The sequence below is a fragment of the Bradyrhizobium sp. UFLA06-24 genome, from assembly GCF_054967145.1.
This window is the reverse complement of record NZ_JADFUE010000039.1, coordinates 44,448-67,696: the sequence shown is the minus strand read 5'-3', so window position 1 is coordinate 67,696 and position 23,249 is coordinate 44,448. Positions and strand designations below refer to the sequence as shown.

At 60.1% G+C, this 23,249-nt stretch carries 16 protein-coding genes and 1 pseudogene; 12 read left to right on the top strand and 5 right to left on the bottom strand.

Annotated elements, in window-relative coordinates; genetic code table 11:
• Positions 1–77: 77 nt before the first annotated feature.
• From IF809_RS26440 to IF809_RS26430, 3 genes are all read right to left on the bottom strand, one after another.
• Positions 78–500, bottom strand: coding sequence for a GlcG/HbpS family heme-binding protein (locus IF809_RS26440; protein WP_462838988.1), 423 nt, complete (start codon positions 498–500; stop codon positions 78–80).
• A 117-nt stretch (positions 501–617) separates the two neighbouring features.
• Positions 618–1,331: a type 1 glutamine amidotransferase domain-containing protein gene (locus tag IF809_RS26435; RefSeq protein WP_462838987.1), complete on the bottom strand. Its 714-nt coding sequence runs from the start codon at positions 1,329–1,331 to the stop codon at positions 618–620.
• Positions 1,332–1,609: 278 nt separating this feature from the next.
• A complete protein-coding gene (locus IF809_RS26430; RefSeq protein ID WP_462838986.1) occupies positions 1,610–3,370 on the bottom strand; it encodes an MOSC domain-containing protein in 1,761 nt (586 codons plus the stop codon).
• Between the two features lie 204 nt (positions 3,371–3,574).
• On the opposite strand from IF809_RS26430, the gene IF809_RS26425 reads away from it, so the two are divergent.
• From IF809_RS26425 to IF809_RS26380, 10 genes and pseudogenes are all read left to right on the top strand, one after another.
• Complete coding sequence (locus IF809_RS26425) at positions 3,575–4,633, top strand: alpha/beta fold hydrolase (RefSeq protein WP_462838991.1); 1,059 nt, start codon at positions 3,575–3,577, stop codon at positions 4,631–4,633.
• Positions 4,634–4,664: 31 nt separating this feature from the next.
• Positions 4,665–5,999 carry an epoxide hydrolase family protein gene (locus tag IF809_RS26420; RefSeq protein ID WP_462838985.1) on the top strand — a complete coding sequence of 445 codons (1,335 nt, stop codon included), beginning with the start codon at positions 4,665–4,667 and terminating at the stop codon, positions 5,997–5,999.
• 55 nt (positions 6,000–6,054) lie between these two features.
• Entirely contained in the window at positions 6,055–6,903 is an 849-nt protein-coding gene (locus tag IF809_RS26415; RefSeq protein WP_462838984.1) for an enoyl-CoA hydratase/isomerase family protein, read from the top strand.
• A 138-nt stretch (positions 6,904–7,041) separates the two neighbouring features.
• Positions 7,042–7,512, top strand: coding sequence for a (2Fe-2S)-binding protein (locus tag IF809_RS26410; RefSeq protein ID WP_462838983.1), 471 nt, complete (start codon positions 7,042–7,044; stop codon positions 7,510–7,512).
• Positions 7,513–7,514: 2 nt separating this feature from the next.
• On the top strand, positions 7,515–9,692 hold the full coding sequence (locus IF809_RS26405) for a xanthine dehydrogenase family protein molybdopterin-binding subunit (RefSeq protein WP_462838982.1): 2,178 nt from the start codon (positions 7,515–7,517) through the stop codon (positions 9,690–9,692).
• A gap of 37 nt (positions 9,693–9,729) precedes the next feature.
• Positions 9,730–10,155 carry an OsmC family protein gene (locus tag IF809_RS26400; RefSeq protein WP_462838981.1) on the top strand — a complete coding sequence of 142 codons (426 nt, stop codon included), beginning with the start codon at positions 9,730–9,732 and terminating at the stop codon, positions 10,153–10,155.
• A 35-nt stretch (positions 10,156–10,190) separates the two neighbouring features.
• On the top strand, positions 10,191–10,619 hold the full coding sequence (locus tag IF809_RS26395) for a cupin domain-containing protein (RefSeq protein ID WP_462838980.1): 429 nt from the start codon (positions 10,191–10,193) through the stop codon (positions 10,617–10,619).
• Positions 10,620–10,629: 10 nt separating this feature from the next.
• The gene (locus IF809_RS26390) at positions 10,630–11,727 is read left to right on the top strand and encodes a mandelate racemase/muconate lactonizing enzyme family protein (protein WP_462838979.1); all 1,098 of its coding nucleotides are present in this window, start codon (positions 10,630–10,632) and stop codon (positions 11,725–11,727) included.
• A gap of 2 nt (positions 11,728–11,729) precedes the next feature.
• Entirely contained in the window at positions 11,730–13,526 is a 1,797-nt protein-coding gene (gene sdhA, locus IF809_RS26385; protein WP_462838978.1) for a succinate dehydrogenase flavoprotein subunit, read from the top strand.
• A gap of 5 nt (positions 13,527–13,531) precedes the next feature.
• Positions 13,532–13,672, top strand: a pseudogene (locus tag IF809_RS26380) (peptide-methionine (S)-S-oxide reductase); the annotation flags it as partial.
• On the opposite strand, the gene IF809_RS26375 reads toward IF809_RS26380, so the two are convergent.
• Together IF809_RS26375 and IF809_RS26370 are read right to left on the bottom strand one after the other, a co-directional pair.
• Positions 13,669–14,310, bottom strand: a complete 642-nt coding sequence (locus IF809_RS26375) for a response regulator transcription factor (protein WP_462838977.1) — start codon at positions 14,308–14,310, stop codon at positions 13,669–13,671. The pseudogene IF809_RS26380 and the gene IF809_RS26375 sit on opposite strands and share 4 nt — an antisense overlap.
• A 108-nt stretch (positions 14,311–14,418) precedes the next feature.
• Positions 14,419–15,093, bottom strand: a complete 675-nt coding sequence (locus IF809_RS26370) for a sensor histidine kinase (protein WP_462838976.1) — start codon at positions 15,091–15,093, stop codon at positions 14,419–14,421.
• A 970-nt stretch (positions 15,094–16,063) separates the two neighbouring features.
• Here IF809_RS26370 and IF809_RS26365 point away from each other — a divergent pair.
• The gene (locus tag IF809_RS26365; protein ID WP_462838975.1) at positions 16,064–16,432 is read left to right on the top strand and encodes a response regulator transcription factor; all 369 of its coding nucleotides are present in this window, start codon (positions 16,064–16,066) and stop codon (positions 16,430–16,432) included.
• Between the two features lie 385 nt (positions 16,433–16,817).
• A complete protein-coding gene (locus IF809_RS26360) occupies positions 16,818–23,237 on the top strand; it encodes an ATP-binding sensor histidine kinase (RefSeq protein ID WP_462838974.1) in 6,420 nt (2,139 codons plus the stop codon).
• The last annotated feature ends 12 nt before the right edge of the window (positions 23,238–23,249 follow it).

Sequence of the window (23,249 nt, the reverse complement as noted above, 5' to 3'; positions counted from 1 at the left end):
GTGACGCTCATGTTTGCCTCCTCGGTAAACGAAATGATGGTTATCGTTGGATTCAAGAGAGACACAGTTTCGTGCCTTCACGACGCCGCGGCGAGAGCCGGCGCAAGCGCTTCACGGATCGCTGATTCAAGGATGTTGATATCTTGCTCGACGGTGCCGCCACTGACTCCGACTCCAGCAACCAATCGACCCTCGCTGAGGAGCGGGGCTCCGCCGCCCATCGAACAAAACCGCCCCCCGGAGAGGCCCATCAGTGCGAAAAGGTCCTGGCCGGGTTGCACGAGGGGAGAGAGTTCAGCCGTCCGAAGGCCGACGAGCGCGGAAGTGTAAGCTTTCCGTTCCGACAGTTCCGTCGAGAAGGCCGGCGCACCATTCATGCGGTGCTTAAGGACGATATTTCCGTGAATATCGACGACACAAACCGCAACGGGCACATTGACGCGGGTTGACTGCGCTTCGACGCGGTCCGCGATGTCCTTTGCGAGGTCAAGCATATCCATCGTGTGTCCTTTCTGATCTGAGACAAATGGGCGGTCGCGGAAGCACTCGTAAGGACGCTTCTTCGACCGCATCTTGCTGTTGCGTTGATAGAAAGCCGCCTTTCGTCGACGATCGGCCTACGAAGCCCGGGTGGTGACCGCCGGCCTCGTCTTCTCGTTCAGCGACGCCATCAGAGCCTTCGCGGCCGGGCCCGACGAGTGCGGGTTCTGCCCTGTGATCAATTGACCATCGCTGACGACATGGACGCCCCAGTCCGCAACTTTCGAAAAGACCGCGCCCAGCTTCATCATCTCGTCTTCGACGAGGAAGGGCACCACGTGGGTGAGCCCGACCGCTTCTTCCTCGCCGTTGGTGAACCCGGTGACTTCCTTGCCTTGAACCAGGGGCTTGCCGTCGGGTGCCTTGACGTGTCGCAGCGCGCCCGGTGCGTGACAGACGAGAGCGATCGTCTTGCCGGCACCGATGAAGGACTCGATGAGTTTGATGGAATGTTCGTCTTCCGCGAGATCCCACATCGGGCCATGGCCGCCCGGATAAAAAAGGGTGTCGAAATCTTCCTGCCTGACGCTATCGAGGCGTAGGGTCTTGTCGAGCTGCGCCTCCGCGGCGGCATCCTTCTCGAAGCGGAGTGTAAGGTCGGTGCGGAATTCGGGCTCGTTGCTCTTTGGATCCAGCGGCGGCCGTCCGCCCTTCGGCGAAGCGAGCGTGATCTCGACGCCAGCGTCCTTGAATACGTAGTAGGGAGCGGCGAGCTCCTCCAGCCAAAAACCCGTCTTCCGGCCGGTGTTACCGAGCTGGTCGTGGGACGTGATGACCATCAGCACCTTCATGACTGTCTCCTTCGATTGTGGTCACTGAATGAAGCGCCGCCTGGCACCACGAGAGAGATGCTTCGGCGCGATCTCGTCGCTCTCCGATTCGTTGTCGAACTGACAGCGAGTGCGGATCGAGTGATCTGGTCTTACCGGCTGAGGCTGGGGTGTTCACTCATACATTGAGCGTCGATCACTCATACGTTGATATAAGCGACATCTTGCCAGTGTTGGACGTTGAAAGATCGCGCGGACTGCGATCACTTTCGCGGTGAGCTTCAGGTTTAATGCCGATGTCACAAATCGATGACAACATCGCCGCGCGGTCGCGAGCAGCAGATGAGAAGATTGCCGTCGGCCGGCATGTCGAGCGGCTCTGGACCGTAGACGATGTCTCCGGACACCAGTCCGCTTTCGCAATTGTGACAAACGCCGGCCCGGCAGGCCCACCGGACCGGGACATCGCAGGCTTCCGCGAGTTCCAGGATACTTTGATAGCGCGGATCCCAATGTGCGGCGATGCCGCTGCGCGAGAAGGACACCAGCGGGCCTGTCTTGCTGTCGCTTTCCGGGACATGCGCGGCCCGCTTCGTCGCGCCGACGACTCCCGGGGTCATCGTTTCGCCGCCGTTGAAGATCTCGGCGTGAATGCGCCTTGGCGCCAGGCCAATGGCGGCAAGAGACTGCCTCATGTCGGACATGAAGCGGGCGGGACCGCAAAGATACACATCCGCATCGCTTCGGACACCGGCCGCCTCCAGTGCAGACCGCGACAGGTGGCCAATAGCGTCGAAATCCTCGCCCTGCCTGTCCCGTGGGCTCGGCCTGCTGTAGCAGACATGGCTGCGGCCTTGGACAAGCGCGGACATGAGGCGGCGGACTTCAGCGGCAAAGGGATGATGCTGCCCATCGCGTGCCGCATGCAGCCACAAGACCAGGCGTGTCGAACCGGTCGCCGCGAGCGTATGTAACATCGAGAGCACGGGCGTCGCTCCGATGCCGGCGCTGAGCAGTACCACGGGCCCGTCGCCAGGCTGCAGAATGAAGCTGCCACGGGGCGAACTGACGTCGAGCACATTGCCCACCCGGATATGCTGCTGCAACCAGGCTCCAGCAACTCCATTCGGCTCGATCTTCACGCTGATGCGATAGCGATCCGCCGAGGGAGGGCCAGAGAGCGAGTAGCTGCGAAGGAGGAGCGGTCCGGCATCGGCAGGCTTAAGACGCAGGACGACATATTGGCCGGGCAGAGATGGAGACAACGGCTGGCCGTCGGCGTGCTGCATCGACAGCGAAAGAACGTCGGCCGACTCCTGCTGGATCGCCACCACCGAGAGCGGTTGAAATCCGGGTGAAGCGGGATGCGTGGCTGAGGCCGGCGCTAGGCCAGCGTTGCCACTTCCCGGGGTAGTCGCCTCGTCCTGCAGGAGCGCCTCGAACGACGAGCGCCAGCCGCGCGAGAGGGCCTCGATCCGCAGCGCGCGCTCCAAGCCCTCGCGCGCATGATTGGACGAATAGAGCAGCGCATTGGTCTCCGTGATCGTCATCCGCTCGCTCGCCTCGCCGATTTTCACGATCTCATCGCCGGCGCCCACGTCGCCTTCCTGCAAGACGCGGAAGTAGAACCCGGGGCGCCCGCTGGACGTCAGCAAGGCCGGCATCCGCGGCTCGTTCATCCGGATGCCGACGCGATAGCAGGTCACGCGGGGCTGTGTGACCTCGAACAGTGCGCTGCCGACCCGATAGCGATCGCCGATGCACACGACATCGTCCGTCAGTCCTTCGATCGTGAAATTATCGCCGAACTGGCCGTGGACTAAGTCGGTCCTGTTCAGTCGTTCCTGCCAGTAGCGATAGGACTCGATCTGGTAGACGAAGACGGCGCGGTGCTCGCCGCCGTGACCGGCCAGATCGCCTTGACCGTCTCCGTCGAGATTGAGCCGCCTGGCCTGGCAGCGGCCCTGAACCGGGCTTTTCCAGATCCCGGTGTGAACGGTGCGGCCCCTCCATGCGATGTCGCGCGGAAGTCCGACATTCACCGACAATAACCGGCCCATGACGCTTCTCCGCGGTCGCTGCCCCACTGCTCATTCATATCGAACAGCAAGACCGGCCCCACTCATACGTTGATATGAGTGAGACCTTCCCAACGTTGGATGGTTCGCAGGCGGGTGCGCAGACAGTATGCCCTCGACGCTGATCGCTATGCAACGCAGTTGTTACCACGCGAGCGGAGCAGAGGACGGGTGTGACTCATGACCATGCAACAATCCCTGCAGAAGATCGCACGCCGGCGCTTTCTGGAGATGGCCGGCGGAGCAATGACGGCTGCGCAACTCATGCCGGGTCGCGCGGCGAAGGCGACGCTTGTTGTCGGGAGGCCGATCGAACTGGTGGAGGCCGAGATTCACGGTCCGGCTTCGTCCTTTTCATCGCTCAAGCAAATCGATGCCGGTGTACTCAATGTCGGATATCTCGAAGCGGGGCCCGTCGACGGTCCGGCCGCAATCCTGTTGCACGGCTGGCCGTATGACATTCACAGTTTTAGTGAGGTGACACCGCATCTCGCGTCGGCAGGCTTTCGCGTCATCGTTCCCTATGCGCGTGGGTACGGTTCCACGACTTTCCGGGCGAGCGAGACCCCGAGGACGGGGCAACCGTCCGCGCTCGCGGTCGACACGATCGCTTTGATGGACGCGCTCAACATCAAGCAGGCGATCCTCGCCGGGTTCGATTGGGGTGCGCGCACTGCCGACATCGTGGCCGCGCTTTGGCCGGATCGCGTCAAGGGCATCGTCTCGGTTAGTGGCTACCTGATCGGCAGCCAGGCCGCGGGCAAGGTGCCGTTGCCTCCGAAGGCCGAACTGCAGTGGTGGTATCAGTACTACTTTGCGACGGAGCGCGGCCGCGAGGGATACGAGAATTACCGGCGGGATTTCGCCGAGTTGATCTGGAAGCTCGCCTCGCCGAAGTGGCAGTTCAGTGACGCGACGTTCGCGCGTAGCGCTGCTGCCTTCGACAATCCGGATCACGTCGACATCGTCATCCACAATTATCGCTGGCGGCTCGGTCTTGCGCAGGGAGATCCCGCCTTCGACGAACTGGAGACAAAGCTGGCGGCGGCGCCGCTGGTTAGTGTGCCGGCCATCACGCTCGAGGGTGATGAGAACGGCGCGCCACATCCCGAACCGGCGGCTTACGCCAAGAAATTCTCTGGCAAATATCTGCACCGCCTCGTGAGGGGCGGCATCGGCCACAATTTGCCGCAAGAGGCTCCCGCAGCCTTTGCCCAGGCCGTCATCGACATCAGCAAGAGTTGACACAACCGCATCTGCATCGGGAGCAAGCGCCATGACGACTTTCATCGATCTGCGGGGGCAAATGACGAGCGCCCTCGAAACCAGCCAGGACCGTCGCCAGTTTCTGGGAAACGCGGCGATGGGGATTGCAGCGGCAAGCGCAGCGAGTCTGCTGCCACCGCATTCCGCGGCTGCTGCCAAAGGTGAGGACATTCGCCCATTCCACGTCAATATTCCCAACGACGCGCTGGATGACCTGCATCGGCGCCTGGCGGCAACTCGCTGGCCCGACCGTGAGACCGTCGCCGATGAATCCCAGGGCGTGCGGCTGAAAACCATCCAACAGCTCGTGCAGTATTGGCGGACCGGTTACGACTGGCGCAAGCTGGAAGCGCGGCTCAACGCGCTGCCGCAGTTCGTGACGGAAATCGACGGCGTCGACATCCACTTCATCCACGTACGCTCGAGGCACGACAACGCGCTGCCGATGATCGTCACGCATGGCTGGCCCGGATCGATCATCGAGCAGCTTAAGATCATCGATCCCCTGACCAATCCGACGGCGCACGGGGCGACTGTGTCTGATGCCTTCCACCTCGTGATCCCTTCGATGCCGGGTTACGGCTTCTCGGGCCGACCGACGGCGACGGGGTGGGATCCCCAGCGCATTGCGCGAGCCTGGACCGTGCTGATGAAGCGTCTCGGTTATACCCGCTACGTCGCCCAGGGGGGCGACTGGGGCAATGCCGTCACTGAGCAGATGGCGCTGCTGGCACCGCCGGAATTGCTGGGGGTTCACACCAACATGCCGGCAACCGTTCCGGACGACATTGCCAAGGCGTTGCAGCCCGGTGGAACAATGCCGTCCGGTCTGTCGGCCGACGAGCAGCATGCCTACGAGCAGCTCGACAACTTCTACAAGCACGGATTGGGCTACGCCATCGAGATGGCGAACCGGCCGCAGACCCTGCAGGGCATCGTGGATTCGCCTTCCGGCCTGGCGGCCTTCATACTGGATCACGACATCCGCAGCTACGAACTCATCGCGCGTGTCTTCGACGGTAAAGAGGAGGGGCTGACGCGGGACGACGTTCTCGACAACGTTACGCTGTACTGGCTGACGAATACGGCGATCTCGTCGGCGCGACTGTACTGGGAAAACAAGCTGAACTTCTTCGAGCCGAAGCACATCGCGATCCCGGTGGCCGTGAGCGTCTTCCCGGACGAGATCTATGCGGCGCCGCGGTCCTGGACGGAACGCGCATATCCGAAGCTGATCCACTTCAACAAGCTCGAAAAGGGCGGTCATTTTGCCGCCTGGGAGCAGCCGAAATTATTCAGCATGGAGATGCGCGCGGCTTTCCGCTCGGTACGCCAATCGATTTGAAACGGACTGAGGTCCGGCGGACAACGCAACATCATACCCGATTCAGGGAACAGTCATGAACCGTCCAGAAACAACCTTTCCGCGCCAGGAAATCCGCCTGGAGCGCCGCCTAGCGTCATATTGGCGGGTCACCTTCGACCTCCCTCCGGTCAACATCTTCGGGCCACGGGAGACGCTTCGCCTCGCCGAGATCATCACGGCGATTGAGCAGGATGAGCAAGTGAAGGTCGTCGTCTTCGACAGCGCCGTCGATGGGTTCTTCATCACGCATTACGACTTCCTCGCGCCGCTCGAGGAATCGGCGAAGATCCCGCCGGGGCCCACCGGTTTGCAGGCCTTGCCGGATATACTGGTGCGTCTCAGCAAGGCGCCAGTGGTCTCGATTGCCTCAATCCGAGGGCGCGCGACCGGCGTCGGCAGCGAACTCGCGCTCGCAAGCGACATGCGGTTTGCGAGCCGCGAGAAGGCGATCCTGTCGCAATGGGAGGTCGGCGCGGGCCTGGTGCCCGGCGGCGGTCCAATGGCGCGATTGCCTCGGCTGATGGGCCGGGGACGTGCGCTGGAGGTGCTGCTCAGTGCCGACGATGTCAACGGCGATCTCGCCGAACGCTACGGCTACGTCAATCGCTCGCTTCCAGACGCCGAGCTGGACGGTTTCGTCGATTCACTGGCGATGCGGATCGCCTCGTTCGACAAGCAGGCGATTGCAGATACCAAGCGATTGGTCGATGTCGCGAGCCTGCCGCCCGATGCGGAAATCAAGCCGGAGTGGGATGCCTTCATCGCGGCACTCGGACGGCCTGCCAGCCAGAAGCGAATCAAGGCGCTAATGGAGCGCGGCTTCCACCGCGCCGGCGACGTCGAAAATCGACTTGGCTTTTACGTCGGGCAACTCGGTAGCTGAGAAAGATCGCGGCCGGTTCGGCAAGCCGCCGGTGTCATCGTCAATTTGGTTTTAGGATGAGGGGCATCAATCATTAGCAGCCCGGCAATTCCGCACGCGGTCGGCACGCGCTTCGATAGCCGGGAAAGAGAGAGACATATGGCCTTTGCCATCACCATCAACGGAATCATGCATAGCGTCGATGTCGAGGGCGACACGCCGCTACTTTGGGTGCTGCGCGACGTGCTCGGGATGACCGGTACCAAATTCGGCTGCGGCATGGCGTTATGCGGGGCGTGCACAGTCCATATCAATGGCGCTGCGACACGGTCCTGTATCACGACGATCGAAAGCGTCGGCACCTCAAAGATCACCACGATCGAGGCGATCGGCACGACCCCGGCAGGCGAGAAGATCCGGAAGGCCTGGCTCGATCACGAGGTGGTGCAATGCGGATACTGTCAGTCCGGGCAGATAATGTCCGCCTCCGCACTACTCGCCGACAATCTGCATCCTACAGACAAAGACATCGACGATGCCATGAGCGGCAACATCTGCCGATGCGGCACGTACGTCCGCATCCGCGAGGCAATCAAACTGGCTGCGCAGATGCACGGAAAGGCAGGCTAGTCATGAGCCTCGATCGGACTGTTTCACGTACTTCCGAGACCAGTCTCTCCCGCCGGAGCCTTCTCCTCAGCGGTGCCGTTGTCGGCTCTGGCCTCGTGCTGAGCCTCAGTCTGCCAATCGAGGGTGGAAAAGCCACAGCCGCTGAGGATTTCGCACCGAACGCGTTCATCCGTATCGGGAGCGACGGCGAGATCGTGTTGACCATGCCCTATGTCGAGATGGGCCAGGGGACCTACACATCGATCCCTATGTTGATTGCCGAGGAACTCGAAGTCGGCTTGAGCCAGATTCGTCTCGAACATGCTCCGCCTAACGAGAAGCTCTATGCCAATCCGATGCTGGGCGTGCAGGCGACCGGCAACTCCAACGCATTGCGCGGCGGCTGGAAGCCGCTACGCGAAGCAGGTGCGACTGCGAAGGCGATGCTGGTCGCCGCCGCGGCCAAGCGCTGGGGAGTCGATGTCAAGTCGTGCCGTGCGCAGGGCGGTGAGGTGATTCACGAGACCAGCGGAAAGAGCCTCAAATATGGGGAGCTTGCCGCCGACGCCGCACAGATGCCGGTACCGAAGAGTGTCGAATTGAAGCGGCGGGAAGATTTCAAGCTGATCGGCACGCCGGCCAAACGGCTGGACGCGGCTGATAAGGTGAATGGAACAGCCGTCTATGGCATCGATGTCCGCCCGCCCGGGGTAAAGGTCGCGACGCTCGCGCAGTCGCCCGTTTTCGGTGGGCGACTGAAGAGCGTGGATGACAGCGCGGCGAAGGCCGTCAAGGGTGTGCGCAAGATCGTTCGTCTCGACGATGCAGTCGCTGTCGTGGCCGATCATATGTGGGCCGCAAAAAAGGGGTTGGAGGCGCTCAGGGTCGAATGGGATGGCGGCCCTAATGCCGGGCTATCCACTCAGGATATCGCCCGCGAACTAGAGCAGGCGACACTCAGACCGGGCGCGGTTGCGCAGAACATCGGCAATGCCGACGGCGCCTTGGCCGGTGCCGCGACGACTGTCGAGGCAAGGTACGAGGTCCCGTTCCTGGCGCACGCCACCATGGAGCCAATGAACTGCACCGTCCACTTCCGTGGCGGCGAGTGCGAAATCTGGATTGGCACCCAGGCCATCGCGCGCGTGCAGTCGATGACGGCGAAAGCTGCCGGCCTGCCGCCCGAGAAAGTTATCGTCCACAATCATCTGCTCGGCGGGGGCTTCGGCCGGCGGCTGGAAGCGGACGGCGCCATACGTGCAGTCGAAATTGCCAAGCAGGTCGACGGCCCGGTCAAAGTTGTGTGGACGCGTGAGGAGGACATTCAGCACGACCTCTACCGTCCCTATTGGTTTGATCGCCTCACGGCAGGCCTCGACAAGGATGGCACACCGATCGCGTGGAATCACCGATTTGCGGGCTCCTCGGTCATTTCTCGCTGGCTTCCGCCGGCATATGCCAACGGTCTCGACCCGGATTCAACCGAAGGGGCCATCAACCTCGTCTATCATATCCCAAACTTCCACGTGGAATATGTCCGCGTTGAGCCGCCCGGCATTTCGACCGGATTTTGGCGCAGTGTCGGTCCATCACACAACGTTTTTGTCACCGAAAGCTTCGTCGACGAAATGGCGGCCGCCGCCAAGCGGGACGCGATTGCCTTTCGCCGCGCACTGCTGGAGCACAATCCGCGCGCAAGAGCGGTGCTTGAGCTTGCCGCTGAGAAGGCCGGTTGGGGTCAAGCTTTGCCAAAAGGACACGGCCGCGGGGTCTCGATGCAAAACGCCTTCGGCAGTCTACTCGCGCAGGTCGCCGAAGTTGAGGTCGCGAAGGATGGCTCGGTTCGCGTCCATCGTGTCACTTGTGCCATGGATTGCGGCACCCTGGTTAATCCGAACACGATCGAGGCACAGCTCCAGAGCGGGATCATGTACGGCGTGACGGCAGCGCTATATGGCGAAATCACCCTCAAGAGCGGTCGCGTCGAACAGACTAATTTCGACACCTATCAGATCCTTCGGATGAACGAGGCGCCGTCCGTCGAGGTGCACCTCGTCAAGAGCACGGAGCCGCCGGGCGGCATCGGGGAGACGGGAACGTCGGCGATCGTTCCTGCCATCGCCAATGCCATCTATGCAGCGACGGGCAAACGACTGCGCAAGATGCCGATCGACATCAACGCGCTGAAGCAACCGGCGTGAAGCTAGACGAGACGGTCCATCAACGAGGAGCTATGACATGAACCGTAAGGCAAAATCAGTATGGCACGGGACAGGTCGCGCGGGCAGCGGCCACCTGTCGAGCGATTCCGGCGTGCTCGCCGATACGCCTTATTCATTCAAGACTCGCTTCGAGAACGAGAAGGGCACCAATCCCGAGGAACTGGTCGCCGCTGCGCATGCCGGCTGTTTCACGATGGCATTAGCCTTCGCTCTGCAGGCTGCGGGTTTCACGCCTACGGAACTCTCGACCGAGGCGGCTGTCACGCTGGAGCAGGAAGGAGAGGCGTTCCGCATCGGTCGCTCGGCGCTGACACTGCGCGCGAAGATTCCAAACATCGAAGAAGATGCTTTCGTCCGCATCGCGGGCGAAGCCGAGAAGAACTGTCCGGTCTCCAAGGTCCTCAACGCGACGATCACGCTCGACGCAAAATTGATCGCTTAACGGCAGACGTCCTCGCCAGAGGAAAGGCTAGAAGCATGGCGCGCAATCATCAGCCCGATCAGTCTCGGTTCAGGGTAATCCGGCCCGAAGATATCGACTGGAAGCCGTTCCCAGCATTTCCGACCGGAGCGCGTCTGGCCGTCGTTGTAGGGCATCCCACGGAGCCCGGTCCCTATGTGGTTAGGGTCAAATTGCCCGACGGCACGAAGCTGATGCCACACAAGCATCCAGAAGACCGAATCTACACGGTGATGTCGGGCGTGTTTTACATCGGGCTCGGTGAGACCTTTGACGGGGACCAGGTCAATGCCTATCCCCCGGGAAGCGTCATCGTTTTGCCTGGCGACACCTGGCATTTCCATTGGGCGAAGTCCGGTGAGTACGTCACGCAGGTGACGGCGATCGGTCCGCTCGGCCTCGAGTACCACGATCCCAGCGACGATCCGCGTCATAAGCACGCGTAGGGCCGACCTTATGATCATCACCGCAATCGAAGCTATCCCGCTACGCATTCCATTCAAGGCCGGAACCAAGTCGGCCTCTTCCGTCTGGGGTGATAGCAATCTGCCTGCCGCCGACTCCTTGCTCGTCAAGGTGGCGACGGATCAGGGGGTGGTGGGGTGGGGTGAGGCCTTCGGCTTTCGCGCGGTTGCATCCGCAAGACTCGCGATCGAGCAACTGATTGCGCCAATTTGCATCGGCCAGAACGCTACGCAGATCGAGCCTCTGATGGTGGATATTCAGAAGAAGCTGCACGTCTTTGGACGTGGCGGCGCGTTGTCTTTTGCCATCTCCGCGATCGACATCGCGCTTTGGGACCTCGCAGGTAAAGCCGCCAATATGCCGCTGTGCGGGTTGCTCGGCGGCGGCGAGAAGGAACTCGATTGTTACGCAAGCCTGGTACGTTATTCCGAGCCTGCGTTGGTCCGCACAGCCGTCCGGCAGGCGATCGACGCCGGATTTCGCGCCCTTAAGCTTCATGAGATCGAGCTTCCGGCCATTCGCGCCGCCCGTGAGGAAGCCAGTGCTGATATCGAGCTGATGCTTGATGTCAACTGTCCGTGGACGCTCTACGAGGCGCGCCAAAAGGCGGAAGAGCTCAAGGCAATCCACTTGAAGTGGCTGGAAGAGCCGGTCTGGCCCCCGGAGAATTTTGATGGCCTCGCCGTAGTGAGAGCTTCCGGCATGCCGACCGCGGCTGGGGAGAATGTCTATACCTTGATGGACTTCGAGCGCCTGTTGGCAGCAAAGGCCGTGGACTTCATCCAGCCGAGCCCGGCCAAGATGGGAGGCCTCAGCGAGCTCCGCAAAGTCTTTCCGCTCGCCGCAATCCACAACATTCCGGTGATGCTGCACTCCTTCTATGACGGGCCGGGTCTATTGGCGGCGATCCATGCGACAGCGGCGCTCGGGACCGCCGTTTCGATGATCGAATGGCGCTGGTTCGATCTCGAAGCGACGATTTACGGGGACGCGCTGAGGACGAAGGGCGGCAGGATTGCGGTGCCGCAGGGACCGGGCCTTGGACTTGATCCTGATCCCGATGTCATCAAGGCCTATCGCTGGAAATAGTCATGACCGAAGCCTACGAGCTCGTCGAGCACAGCTATGACGTGGTGATTGTCGGGGCCGGCGGCGCCGGGATGCGCGCTGCGCTCGGCATGGCCGCGTCGGGATTACGCACGGCCTGCGTCACCAAGGTGTTTCCGACCCGAAGCCATACGGTCGCCGCTCAAGGCGGCATGGCCGCCTCGCTCGGCAACATGGGCGACGGCGACAATTGGCGCTTCCACATGTACGATTCAGTGAAAGGCTCGGACTGGCTCGGCGACCAGGACGCGATCGAATACATGTGCCGCGAGGCGGGGCCCGCCGTGCTCGAGCTCGAGCACTACGGCGTGCCGTTCTCCCGCACCAAGGACGGTACGATCTACCAGCGTCCGTTCGGCGGACAGACCATCGGTTTCGGCAAGCAAATGGCGCAACGGACGTGTGCGGCCGCCGACCGTACGGGACATGCCATCCTGCACACGCTCTACCAGCAATGCCTGAAGCACAACACCAAGTTCTTCGTCGAATATTTCGCGCTCGACCTCTTGATGGATGACGACGGCGCCTGCCGCGGCCTGCTCGCCTGGAACCTGGAGGATGGCACGCTTCATCGCTTCCTTGCCCATCGCACCGTGCTGGCGACCGGCGGCTACGGCCGGGTCTATTTCTCCTGCACGGCCGCCCATACCTGCACGGGCGACGGCAACGCGATGGTGTTGCGCGCGGGCCTGCCCTTGGAAGACATGGAGTTCACGCAATTTCATCCGAGCGGCATCTACGGTTCAGGCTGCCTGATTACCGAAGGCGCGCGCGGCGAAGGCGGCTACTTCACCAATTCGGAAGGCGAGCGTTTCATGGAGCGCTATGCGCCGAGTGCGAAGGATCTCGCCGGACGCGACGTCGTCTGCCGCGCCATGACCATCGAGATCAACGAGGGCCGCGGCTGCGGTTCGCGCAAGGACTACATCGAACTGCATCTGGAGCATCTCGGCGCCGACATCCTGCATGAGCGCCTGCCCGGCATCAGCGAGACCGCGCGGGTCTTTGCCGGCATCGACGTGACGCGGCAGCCGATCCCCGTGCTGCCGACGGTCCACTACAACATGGGCGGGGTGCCGACCAATCTTCATGGCGAGGTCACGACCAAGCACAAGGGCAATCCCGAAACCGTGGTGCCGGGCCTGATGGCGATCGGCGAAGCCGCCTGCGTCTCCGTGCACGGCGCCAACCGGCTCGGTTCCAACTCGCTGCTCGATATCGTCGTGTTCGGCCGTGCCGCGGCGCTCCGTGCGACCGAGATGCTGCGTCCGGGCGAAGGCCATCCGCCGGCGCCGCAGGCATCCACCGACGAGGCGATCGCGCGGTTTGACCGCATCCGGTGGGCGAAGGGCAAGACGGGCACGGGCGAGATCCGGCTTGCGATGCAACGGACCATGCAGAAGCATTGCGCGGTGTTCCGGACAGGATCCCTTCTGGATGAAGGCGCTCGCGAGTTCGGCAATGTCATGGCGGCGATGCGCGACGATCTTGCACTGGCCGATCGTTCCATGATGTTCAATTCCGATCTCGCCGAGGCGCTCGAGCTTGACAACATGCTGTCGCAAGCCAATGTCAGTCTTAGGTCCGCTATTGGCCGGACCGAAAGCCGTGGCGCCCATGCCCGCGAGGATTTTCCAAAGCGGGATGATAAGAATTGGCTGAAGCACACGCTGTCCTGGGCGGATGGGGAAGGGCATGTACGGCTTGACTATCGGCCGGTGCATCTGCAGCCCCTGACCAATGAGGTCGCCGCGATCCCGCCCAAGGAGCGCGTCTATTGAAATGGATGGAGGTATCAAAGACGACAGAACGCGCCGTGCTGGCCGGCGGTTGCTTCTGGGGCAAGCAGGACCTAATCCGAAAGCTGCCGGGCGTTATTTCGACCTGCGTCGGCTACACGGGCGGCAAGGTGAAGAATGCCACCTATTGGCCAAGTTTCCGGCGGTTCGGCTTTAGGACGTCGGCCATCCGAACAAGCTCGGCGTAGGTGCGTGCGCCCATCTTGTGCATCGCCGCGCCGCGGTGAATTTTGACTGTGATCTCGCTAATTCCGAGATCGCCGGCGACTTGCTTGTTCATTTTTCCGGCGGTGACGTGCAACATTACTTCCTGTTCGCGCGGGGACAGTGTCTCGAACCGTCCTCTCAGTTGCGTAATATCGCTTTCGATCGCACGTCTTTGGCGGTCACGCTCAATGGCAGCCATTACTGCATCGAGCATGTCCTGATCGCGAAACGGCTTGGGAAGGAAATCCACCGCGCCGTGCTTCATCGCGTGAACGGACATCGGGATGTCCCCGAAGCCTGTCATCATAACCACCGGTATTCCGACCCCGATCTGAACCAATCGGCCTTGAAACTCGATGCCGTTCACGCCCGGGAGCCGGACGTCGAGAACAATGCAGCCTGGCCTGTCCAGAAGGTTCGCGGATAGAAAATCCTCAGCCGTTGCATAAGTCTCCGTTTGAAGTCCCACAGAGTCGAACAGCCCCTCCAATGCACTGCGCATGGAAGCGTCGTCGTCGACGACGTGTACAAGGGGTTTCTCGTTGGTGGCGGGCCGCATGCGTCTAGACACACCGTATTTTTGCGGAAATGTCTAACATAAACTGGCGTCGGGCGGCGATCACACCTGTGTATAGGTATCACCGCGGGCCGGTTCCCGTCGCGGATATCAAACGACCGCCAGTGCCTTGGCTACTGCCGAGGCTGAACAGGGCGCATAGATGGAAAACAATGATCCGTGCCCGACCACCGATCGGACCTCAATTCGATGTCCGAGCACCTCGATTGCGTGGCGGACAATCGAGAGCCCGATGCCGAGGCCATGGCTGCGTTCGGGCTTCAGGCGCGTAAAGGACTCGAAGATATGCGGCAACTGATGTTCCGAAATGCCGATACCGGTATCATAGATGTCTATCCTGACATCGGGCGTCTGGCGTCGGCAGCCTATCAGAATGCGTCCTCCAGGATCAGTGTATTTGATGGCGTTGGTCAGTAGATTGCGCAGGACACACTCGAGCAAGACCGGGTTACTTGTAACACAGGCGGTTGTGGAGGCCACCCGAAGGTCGACACCCTTTTGGAGAGCGACCTCTTCGTTTTCGTTGTGCAGCCGCCAGAACATCGGTCCGAGCTCAACGCAGGCGAGCTCCAGCGCCCTTGTGCGTTCGGCCAGGTAAAACGCATCGACGAGCCGATCGAATTGCTCAGTGATCCTGGCTACGGCTCGCTCGCCGCGATCAATCCAGGCTTGTTGCGGCAACCCGTCTACGCGTGAACGCAGCATCGTATAGGTGCTTTGGATGATCTGGAGAGATTGCCGGAGGTCATGTCCGATCATCGCCATGAGCGCCGTTTGTACTTCCCCTTCCACTGGCTGTTCAGGCCGTTGTTCTCTTGAGCTTGACGTAGCAACAAAGCACCCGACCGTTCTCATGGCTGTTCCCGTTGAGTCCTGATCTTCGCACCATCAAAAGCCGGTCCTCCACGACTCGCCATCGTACGTTCCGGTGTCCAGATCAGCCGATCGTATGATGAAAGCGCGTGACGATGGAGCTTCAGTAATTGTTGCGTCGCCCTTGAACTAACCCTTCCGTATAACTGAGCCGACCCCTCGTCTGATTCATTTTGAATTCAGACCGTCTGTATTGATCAACAACGTCCCTGAGACAATGTCGATCAGGAGGGGGTGGTGGAGTCGCTGCGGTCCAACATTGACTGGATCGGTTCGATCTCGGTTGAAGGATTCCGCGGCCTGTTCGCCAGTCTTGCGGCCGCTTTCGTCCGGGAAGGTCCTGCGCGCGCAACCGATCTGGGAGCTGCCTCCGGTCAAAGCGGGGCGACCGTCTACCGGCTTCCTGGGGACTGAGATGGTGCGCGAACTCGCATCAAAGAGGCAGGTCTTGATTGTCAAATGGCTATGTCGGGGAAGTAGCCGGCAATGGCAGCGGCGGTGTCCGCCGCGAAGCGACGTGAACAATCGTGTTGCCTGGGCCCAAGTCCTGCAGAATTGGGCTGGCACGAGGCCCGTATCGGTTCAGGATCGTGAGTATGCCCTTGAGACGGCTCCACGTATCGCCCGCGCGACGGATTGGAGAGCCGCCCCAATATTCAATCCATCGTTCACCCGGGCGGGACGGGCGAAACAGCAATGCACTCGTGCTCGGCCTGAAGACGGTGGTCGACTTTTGAGCGTAACGTAAAGGGTTCCCTCGAAGGGAACTATAACACTCTTGTATAATTCCTGAGCGCCAAAGGCAGGCGCAAACATCGCTGTCCCCGCTTCTCACGACTAATTCGGGGCAAGGATACGTTGAGTGGCGCGGGATCTCGAAATCGCAGTAATCGACGACGACGAATCGTTCCGGACGGCACTTGTAGAGTCGCTGTCTTCTCTCGGATTTCGATCTGACGGTTATGCCTCCAGCGAGGACTACTTGCGTGTGGGCCGGCAGCGGCCGTTCGACTGCATTGTGACGGACATTCACATGCCAGGAATGAGCGGGTTGGACCTGGCAAGGCGCTTGTCTGGCGATGGGGCGACTATACCCGTAGTGCTAATTACGGCACGCTCAGATGCGAACCTGCAGGCCAGGGCCAAGGCTGCCGGAGCGGCGAATCTGCTCAGGAAGCCATTTGAAATCAATGATTTGATCAAGTGCATCGAGGACGCGGTGAACGGTTGAGGAACCGCAAACTGGCGAGCGCACAGCTGCTGTCCATAAGAATTCACAACGATTGACTGGGAGGTAATCGCCGCAGCGTTCAAAGTACTGGCGCGTCAAGCAAAACGGGATGCCAAATGGCCGGGTATGGCAGGTCTGCGGGCACCATCCGCCTTACACCGGGGTGCACATTGATGCTCGGGCGGCCAATGATATCCGGTGACCGCGCCATGGAAGCTGCGCGGGAGGCTCTGGCTTGCCAGCAAATCCATCGCATCGACCTGCCTGCCGCACGAGCTTTGACAAGGGCAGATGATGCGCGTGCTCAGAATTGCTTTAGATTCACAATGTCGGCTCGAGGCGAGCGTCCTGGCAACGGGGCGCTTCCGAGAGTGGGAGTGGGCCCGTGAATACGCTCAATGATCATAAAAAGAATGGCGCGTTCCAGATATTGTCTCGGGATGGTGAGTTACTTTTGCGCAGGATCAAGCGCGATAGGGATGATATAAGGCCAGTCTCTTCGGAAACCGTACTTGCCGCATCCTTACCGACCGAATCCAGCAATCAAGATCATCTAACCCGTGAATTGGAGCTCGCCGAATATCTCGACGAAAGATGGGCGCTCCGGCCTCTGAGCATTATAGAGGAAAATGGCAAAACCATTCTTCTCCGCGAGGATCCCGGCGGCGAGCTGCTAAGCCAGCTCATGGATGCGCCTTTGGACGTCGCGCGCTTCCTGCACACTGCGATCGGCATTACCGACGCGATCGGCAAGATGCACGAGGCGGGCCTGGTCCATAAAGACATAAAGCCTGCCAATATATTCGTCGCAAGCACTGATCGAGGGGTTCGACTGACCGGATTCGGAATAGCCTCTCGCATTCCGCGCGAACGGCAACCGCCTGAACCGCCTGAGTTCATCGCCGGAACGCTCGCCTATATAGCCCCCGAGCAAACCGGACGTATGAACCGATCGATTGACTCGCGAAGCGATCTCTATGCCCTCGGCATTACGTTCTACCAGATGCTGACCGGAAGACTGCCCTTTAGTGCCGCTGACGCGACGGAGTGGATCCATTGCCACATAGCGCGGCGCCCAGCCCCACCGAGCGACCTGCTAGCGGACATCCCGCCCGCGATATCGGCCATTGTGATGAAGCTACTCGAGAAGGCGACAGAGGATCGATACCAGACGGCCATCGGATTGTCGCGCGACCTTCGCCGCTGCCTGGAGGACTGGGACAAGTCGCACCGCATCGACTCATTTCGCCTCGGGGAACATGACGTTCCCGATCGGCTCCTCATCCCCGAGAAGCTGTACGGGCGCGAACGCGATATCGACACGCTCCTTGCCGCCTTTGACAGCGTCCTTGCCAATGGCGCCCCGGAACTGGTGTTGGTCACTGGATATTCCGGTATCGGCAAGTCTGCCGCTGTTAACGAACTGCACAAGGTCCTGGTTTTGCCGCGCGGTCTGTTCGCATCGGGGAAATTCGACCAGTACAAGCGCGACATCCCCTACGCGACATTGGCTCAGGCGTTTCAGAGCCTTGTCCGGCAACTGTTGGTCCGGCCTGAAGAAGAACTGCGCGTCTGGCGTGATAGATTGCTCGAGGCATTGGAGCCAAATGGTCAGCTGATTGTAGAGCTCGTCCCGGAATTGAAGTTGATCATCGGAGAGCAGCCAGTCGTAGCCGAACTTCCACCTCAGCAGGCAAAAGCGCGTTTCCAGCTGGCGTTTCGCCGTTTCATCGGTGTATTTGCTCGCGCAGAGCACCCACTCGCGTTGTTCCTCGATGACCTGCAATGGCTCGATGCTGCGACGCTTGATCTGGTCGAGAGCCTGTTGACTGAGCCTGACCTGCGTTACTTGCTGCTGATTGGCGCATATCGAGATAACGAGGTCGATTCGACCCACCCGCTGGTCCGTAAGCTCGACTTGATCCGCCGCGATGGCGCAAAGACGCGCCAGGTCGCGCTTGCGCCTTTGAGAAGCGAGGACCTGACCCAGCTCATCATGGACGCGCTGTATTGCGGTTCAGGCCGGGCGGCGGCGCTGGCTCGGTTGATACATGAGAAGACCGCCGGAAATCCATTTTTCGCTATCCAGTTCATTTCCACGCTTGTTGATGAAGGGTTGCTCGCCTTCGATCATGTGAAAGCGCGATGGGACTGGGAGGTCAGTCGCATTGATGAAAAAGGGTACACCGACAACGTCGTGGACCTCATGGTCGGCAAATTGAATCGTCTGCCGGCAGACACCCAGGCGACACTGCAGTTGCTTGCGTGTCTTGGTAACAGCGCAGACATCACGTTTCTTCCGACCGCCTTGGGAACGTCTGAAGGCAAGATGCACGCTGATCTATGGGAAGCCCGGCGCGCCGAATTGGTCCTGCGATCAGAGACTTCCTATACTTTCGTTCATGACCGCGTCCAGGAGGCCGCATATTCTCTAATACCGGCAGGGCAACGTGCAAAAGCCCATCTCAGGTTAGGAAGGCTCCTTAACGCGCATACCCCTCCGGAGAAGCGAGAGGACACGATCTTCGAGATCGTCGCTCAGTTGAACCGAGGCATCGAATTGATCGAGTCGCGCGATGAACGCGAGCAGCTTGCAGGGCTCAACCTGATAGCCGGCCGGCGAGCAAAAGCATCGGCCGCATACGCCTCGGCGCTCAAATATCTCGCCTGCGGTGCAGCACTTCTGCCCGACGACTGCTGGGCACGCCAACACAATCTCGCCTTTCAGCTGGAATTACAGCGGGCCGAATGCGAGTTCTTGACAGGTGATCTCAAAGCCGCAGATGAACGGCTGACGATGCTTGCATCCTGCGCGGCGAGCGAAGTTGAGCGCTCTGCTGTCACATGTTTGCGTGTAGATGTGTACACAGCACTCGATCGACCGGATCACGCCGTCGAAGTGTGTCTCGCGTATCTCCGGACATTCGGTATAGAATGGTCCGCTCATCCGACCGGTGACGAGACGCTACGAGAGTACGAGCAAGTATGGGTAAACTTGAGAGAGCGGGCGATCGAGGAATTGATTGATCTGCCTCTGATGAGCGACCTGACCCTACTTGCGGTTATGGACGTCCTGACCAAGGTGGCGGCGCCAGCTATATTCACGGACGCAAACCTCTTTTCGCTTGTGATCTCTCGCATCGTCAATCTCAGCCTCCAGCACGGAAACAGCGATGGCTCCTGCTTTGCTTACGTGTCTTTCGCGCTAACGACTCGCGTGCGCTTTGGAGATAGCAAGCGGGGATTCCGGTTCGGACATCTTGGTTACGCGTTGATTGAACGACGCGGATTGAAACGCTTTCAGGCTCGAACCTACCTGGCTTACGGGAAGCTTTTGCCGTGGATTGAGCATGTGCGAGCGTCCTACGAGGTCGCGAACCGCACGATCGACGCTGCGCTGAAGGTCGGCGACGTGACTTACGCGACCTACAGCCTGAACCTCCGGAATGCATACCGTCTTGCGGCTGGTGATCCACTTGAGGAGGTGCAGTCCGATGCCGAAGGTGGAATCGTGTTCCAGCGCAAGGCCGGGATAGGGCTATCCGTCGTTGCTGTCGCCACGCAATTGAGCCTCATCCGAACCCTTCGAGGGCTCGCGCCGACGTTTGGTTCAATGGACGGCATCGAGTTCGACGAAGTGTCGTTCGAGCGCCAACTGGCGAGTGATCCCAGTATGGCGGCCTCTGAATGCTGGTACTGGGTCCGAAAGCTCCAGGCTCGTTTTATTGCTGGAGATTATTCAACTGCTGTCCAGGCTGCAGCACGAGCGAAGGCGCTGCTTTGGAGTTCCGCAGCGTTTTTCGAGGAGGCCGAGTATCACTTTTACGCCGCTCTGTCCCATGCGGCCTGCTGCGATGTCAGCTCTGCCGAGCAACTTGTCTCTCACCTGGAGGCTGTGGCTGCGCACCATCGACAGCTCGAAGCCTGGGCGCGGGATTGCCCTGCAAATTTTGAGAACCGCCTCGCACTTGTTGGCGCGGAAGTGGCCCGTATCGAGGGCCGGGAGCTGGATGCCATGCGCCTGTACGAACGTACAATCCAGACTGCGCATGCGAACGGATTCGTTAATAACGAGGGTATCGCCAATGAGCTGGCGGCCAGGTTTCATACAGGACGGGGTCTCGAGACGATTGCACGGGCCTATTTGCGTGAGGCGCGATACTGCTATGAGCGCTGGGGAGCGGATGGGAAAGTTCGCCAGCTTGACAGCCTGCATCCCTGGCTTCGTGAGAACGACCCGGTAGGTCGTGCTGCGGATGCGACGATAGCGACACGAACCGAACACCTCGACTTTGCGACTGTCGCCAAGGTGTCAAGGACACTATCCGGCGAGATCGTGCTGGAAAATCTTATCGACGCATTTATGCGGCTTTCCATTGAGCATGCGGGAGCTGAGCGCGGCGTGTTGCTTCTGGCAGGTGCGGATGGACTGCGACAGGAGGCCGAAGCGACAACGGCTGGTACTGGCATCATCGTACGTCGGCCGGTATCGCCCCCAACCACACTTCCCAACTCCGTTGTTCAATATGTCATGCGAACCCGGGAGATCGTCATAATAGACGATGCGTCCGCTCACCCGATCTATTCCGCAGACGCATATGTGATCGAGCGGAGACTACGGTCCGTCCTTTGCTTGCCGCTCATTAACGACGCCAAGCTAAGCGGGGTCCTCTACCTCGAGAACAATCTGGCTCGCCGGGTCTTTACGCAAAATCGGATTGCAGTGCTGAAGTTGCTGGCCTTCCAGGCCGCGATCTCTCTCGATAACACTCGCCTCTACGCCCATCTGGCCCAGGCAGAGCAGGCGCTTTCCACCAGTGAACGTAACCTGCAGCTCACAATCGACACGATACCGGCGCTGGTTTGGTCGACCCGAACTGATAGCACTGTTGAGTTCGTGAATGAGCATTATTGCGAGTACGTCGGGCTGCGTCCCGAGCAGTTCCAATCGTTGGGGTGGACTGTTGCGGTCCATCCGGACGACGTCGACCGGCTGAAGGCGGTCTGGACTGAGTTGGTCGCGTCAGGGAAGGGCGGCGAGGCCGAAGCGCGGTTCCGGAGAGCCGATGGTCAATACCGCTGGTTTCTCGCGCGTGTGAGCCCGTTACGCAATGTCGGTGGAGAGATCGTGAGATGGTACGGCGTCAATACTGATATTGAAGATCGGAAACGAGCGGAAATCCATCTCACTGGCGAGAAGCAGATTCTGGAAATGATAGCCTCCAGATCTCCGCTACGCGAAATCCTGACGGCATTGTGCAATTTCTTTGAAGGCTTTGCTCCAGATTGCTCCTGCGGGATCTATCCAATCGACGCTAGTGGCAAGACATTCCAGTATGGCGTAGCGCCATCTCTTCCGGATAGCTATACCGACCCAATCGAGGGAGCGTTGGTCGATGCTGACGACTCACCTCGCGGCCGGTCGATCAGCCGAAAAACCCAGATTATCGCCAAAGATATTCAGACGGATGACCGTTGGATGGCCGCACCATGTCGCGTCCATGTCCTTGAGCATGGGCTGAGAGCGGTGTGGAGTACACCAATTTTTTCGCGAAAAGGCGCAGTAATTGGCACGGTTTGCATCTACCAGCAGGAGCCGGGGGGGCCGTCGCCACATCATCAGGAAATCATCGCTCATGTAGTTCACCTTGCCAGCATCGCGATCGAACGCTCATTGGCGGAAACAGCGCTCAGGCGAAGCGAGATGTTTCTGACGGAAGGCCAACGGATCAGTTTGACCGGCTCATTCTCCTGGCGGGTAGATGCCGATGAATTCGTCTTCTCCGATCAATTATATCGCATCTTCGAACTCGAGCACGGCACGGCCATGACCTTCGACCTCATAACCCGGCGGGTCCATCCCGACGACCTTGCGTTACTGGCGGACAAGATGGAGCAGGTACGAGCTGGTCAAGACAATCCTGAATATGAAATCCGGCTGCGAATGGACGATGGGCGGCTGAAATACATTCGAATCTTCACCAGGGTGATTTGTCACGATGATGCTCGACTGGAATGTCTTGGAGCGGTTCAGGACGTCACCAGGAGACGTCTGGCTGAGGAAGCTCGCGATAAAGTAAGATCGGAATTGGCGCATGTCGGCCGCGTCGTTAGCCTTGGAGCGTTGACGGCATCGATTGCACACGAGGTCAAGCAACCGCTTGCATCGATCGTCACGAACGGTGAGACGGGATTGCGCTGGCTGGCTCGCACAGAGCCCAACCTTGAGAAGGCCCAGGTCTTCATCAAACGGGTCGTTGATGATGCGCGAAGGGCAGCTGAAATCATAGATCGAATCCGAACGATGGCAAGCCGTGGCGCGGTCAGGCATTCGGAGTTCAAGCTCACCGAGATAGTCACCGAATCGATGGCATTCCTGCAGCACGAGTTTCAGACGCGAAATGTGAGCGTGGCTCTCGATCTGGAGACGGGCATTCCAAAGGTCATTGGCGACCGCACTCAGCTGCAGCAGGTCCTTGTGAACCTTGCTATGAATGCTGTGCAAGAGCTCACCAGCAGGGAAACGATCGACAAGAGGGTCGCCGTGCGTACCCGGCAACTTGATGACGAGACCGTAAGCTGCACAGTTGAAGACAGCGGACCCGGCATTGATCCCGAGCGCTTGCCCCACCTGTTTGACAGCTTTTTCACAACCAAGGAGACCGGCATGGGTCTTGGGCTGCCTATCGCGCAGTCGATTATCGAAGCTCACGGCGGGCGGATTTGGGCTGACAATGAATCGACTCTGGGGGGTGCCAGGTTCGTTTTTGAGCTACCTATCAGCTCACCGGCAACAAACCGGTGATAGCACCCCAAA

Bases quoted from the DNA above. Each gene is read 5' to 3' on its own strand.
- IF809_RS26405 (WP_462838982.1), top strand. From the start codon at position 7,515: ATGAGCCTCGATCGGACTGTTTCACGTACTTCCGAGACCAGTCTCTCC.
- IF809_RS26435 (WP_462838987.1), bottom strand. From the start codon at position 1,331: ATGAAGGTGCTGATGGTCATCACGTCCCACGACCAGCTCGGTAACACC.
- IF809_RS26400 (WP_462838981.1), top strand. From the start codon at position 9,730: ATGAACCGTAAGGCAAAATCAGTATGGCACGGGACAGGTCGCGCGGGC.
- IF809_RS26425 (WP_462838991.1), top strand. From the start codon at position 3,575: ATGCAACAATCCCTGCAGAAGATCGCACGCCGGCGCTTTCTGGAGATG.
- IF809_RS26395 (WP_462838980.1), top strand. From the start codon at position 10,191: ATGGCGCGCAATCATCAGCCCGATCAGTCTCGGTTCAGGGTAATCCGG.
- IF809_RS26440 (WP_462838988.1), bottom strand. From the start codon at position 500: ATGGATATGCTTGACCTCGCAAAGGACATCGCGGACCGCGTCGAAGCG.
- IF809_RS26430 (WP_462838986.1), bottom strand. From the start codon at position 3,370: ATGGGCCGGTTATTGTCGGTGAATGTCGGACTTCCGCGCGACATCGCA.
- IF809_RS26410 (WP_462838983.1), top strand. From the start codon at position 7,042: ATGGCCTTTGCCATCACCATCAACGGAATCATGCATAGCGTCGATGTC.
- sdhA (WP_462838978.1), top strand. From the start codon at position 11,730: ATGACCGAAGCCTACGAGCTCGTCGAGCACAGCTATGACGTGGTGATT.
- IF809_RS26390 (WP_462838979.1), top strand. From the start codon at position 10,630: ATGATCATCACCGCAATCGAAGCTATCCCGCTACGCATTCCATTCAAG.
- IF809_RS26375 (WP_462838977.1), bottom strand. From the start codon at position 14,310: ATGCGGCCCGCCACCAACGAGAAACCCCTTGTACACGTCGTCGACGAC.
- IF809_RS26420 (WP_462838985.1), top strand. From the start codon at position 4,665: ATGACGACTTTCATCGATCTGCGGGGGCAAATGACGAGCGCCCTCGAA.
- IF809_RS26415 (WP_462838984.1), top strand. From the start codon at position 6,055: ATGAACCGTCCAGAAACAACCTTTCCGCGCCAGGAAATCCGCCTGGAG.
- IF809_RS26370 (WP_462838976.1), bottom strand. From the start codon at position 15,093: ATGGCGATGATCGGACATGACCTCCGGCAATCTCTCCAGATCATCCAA.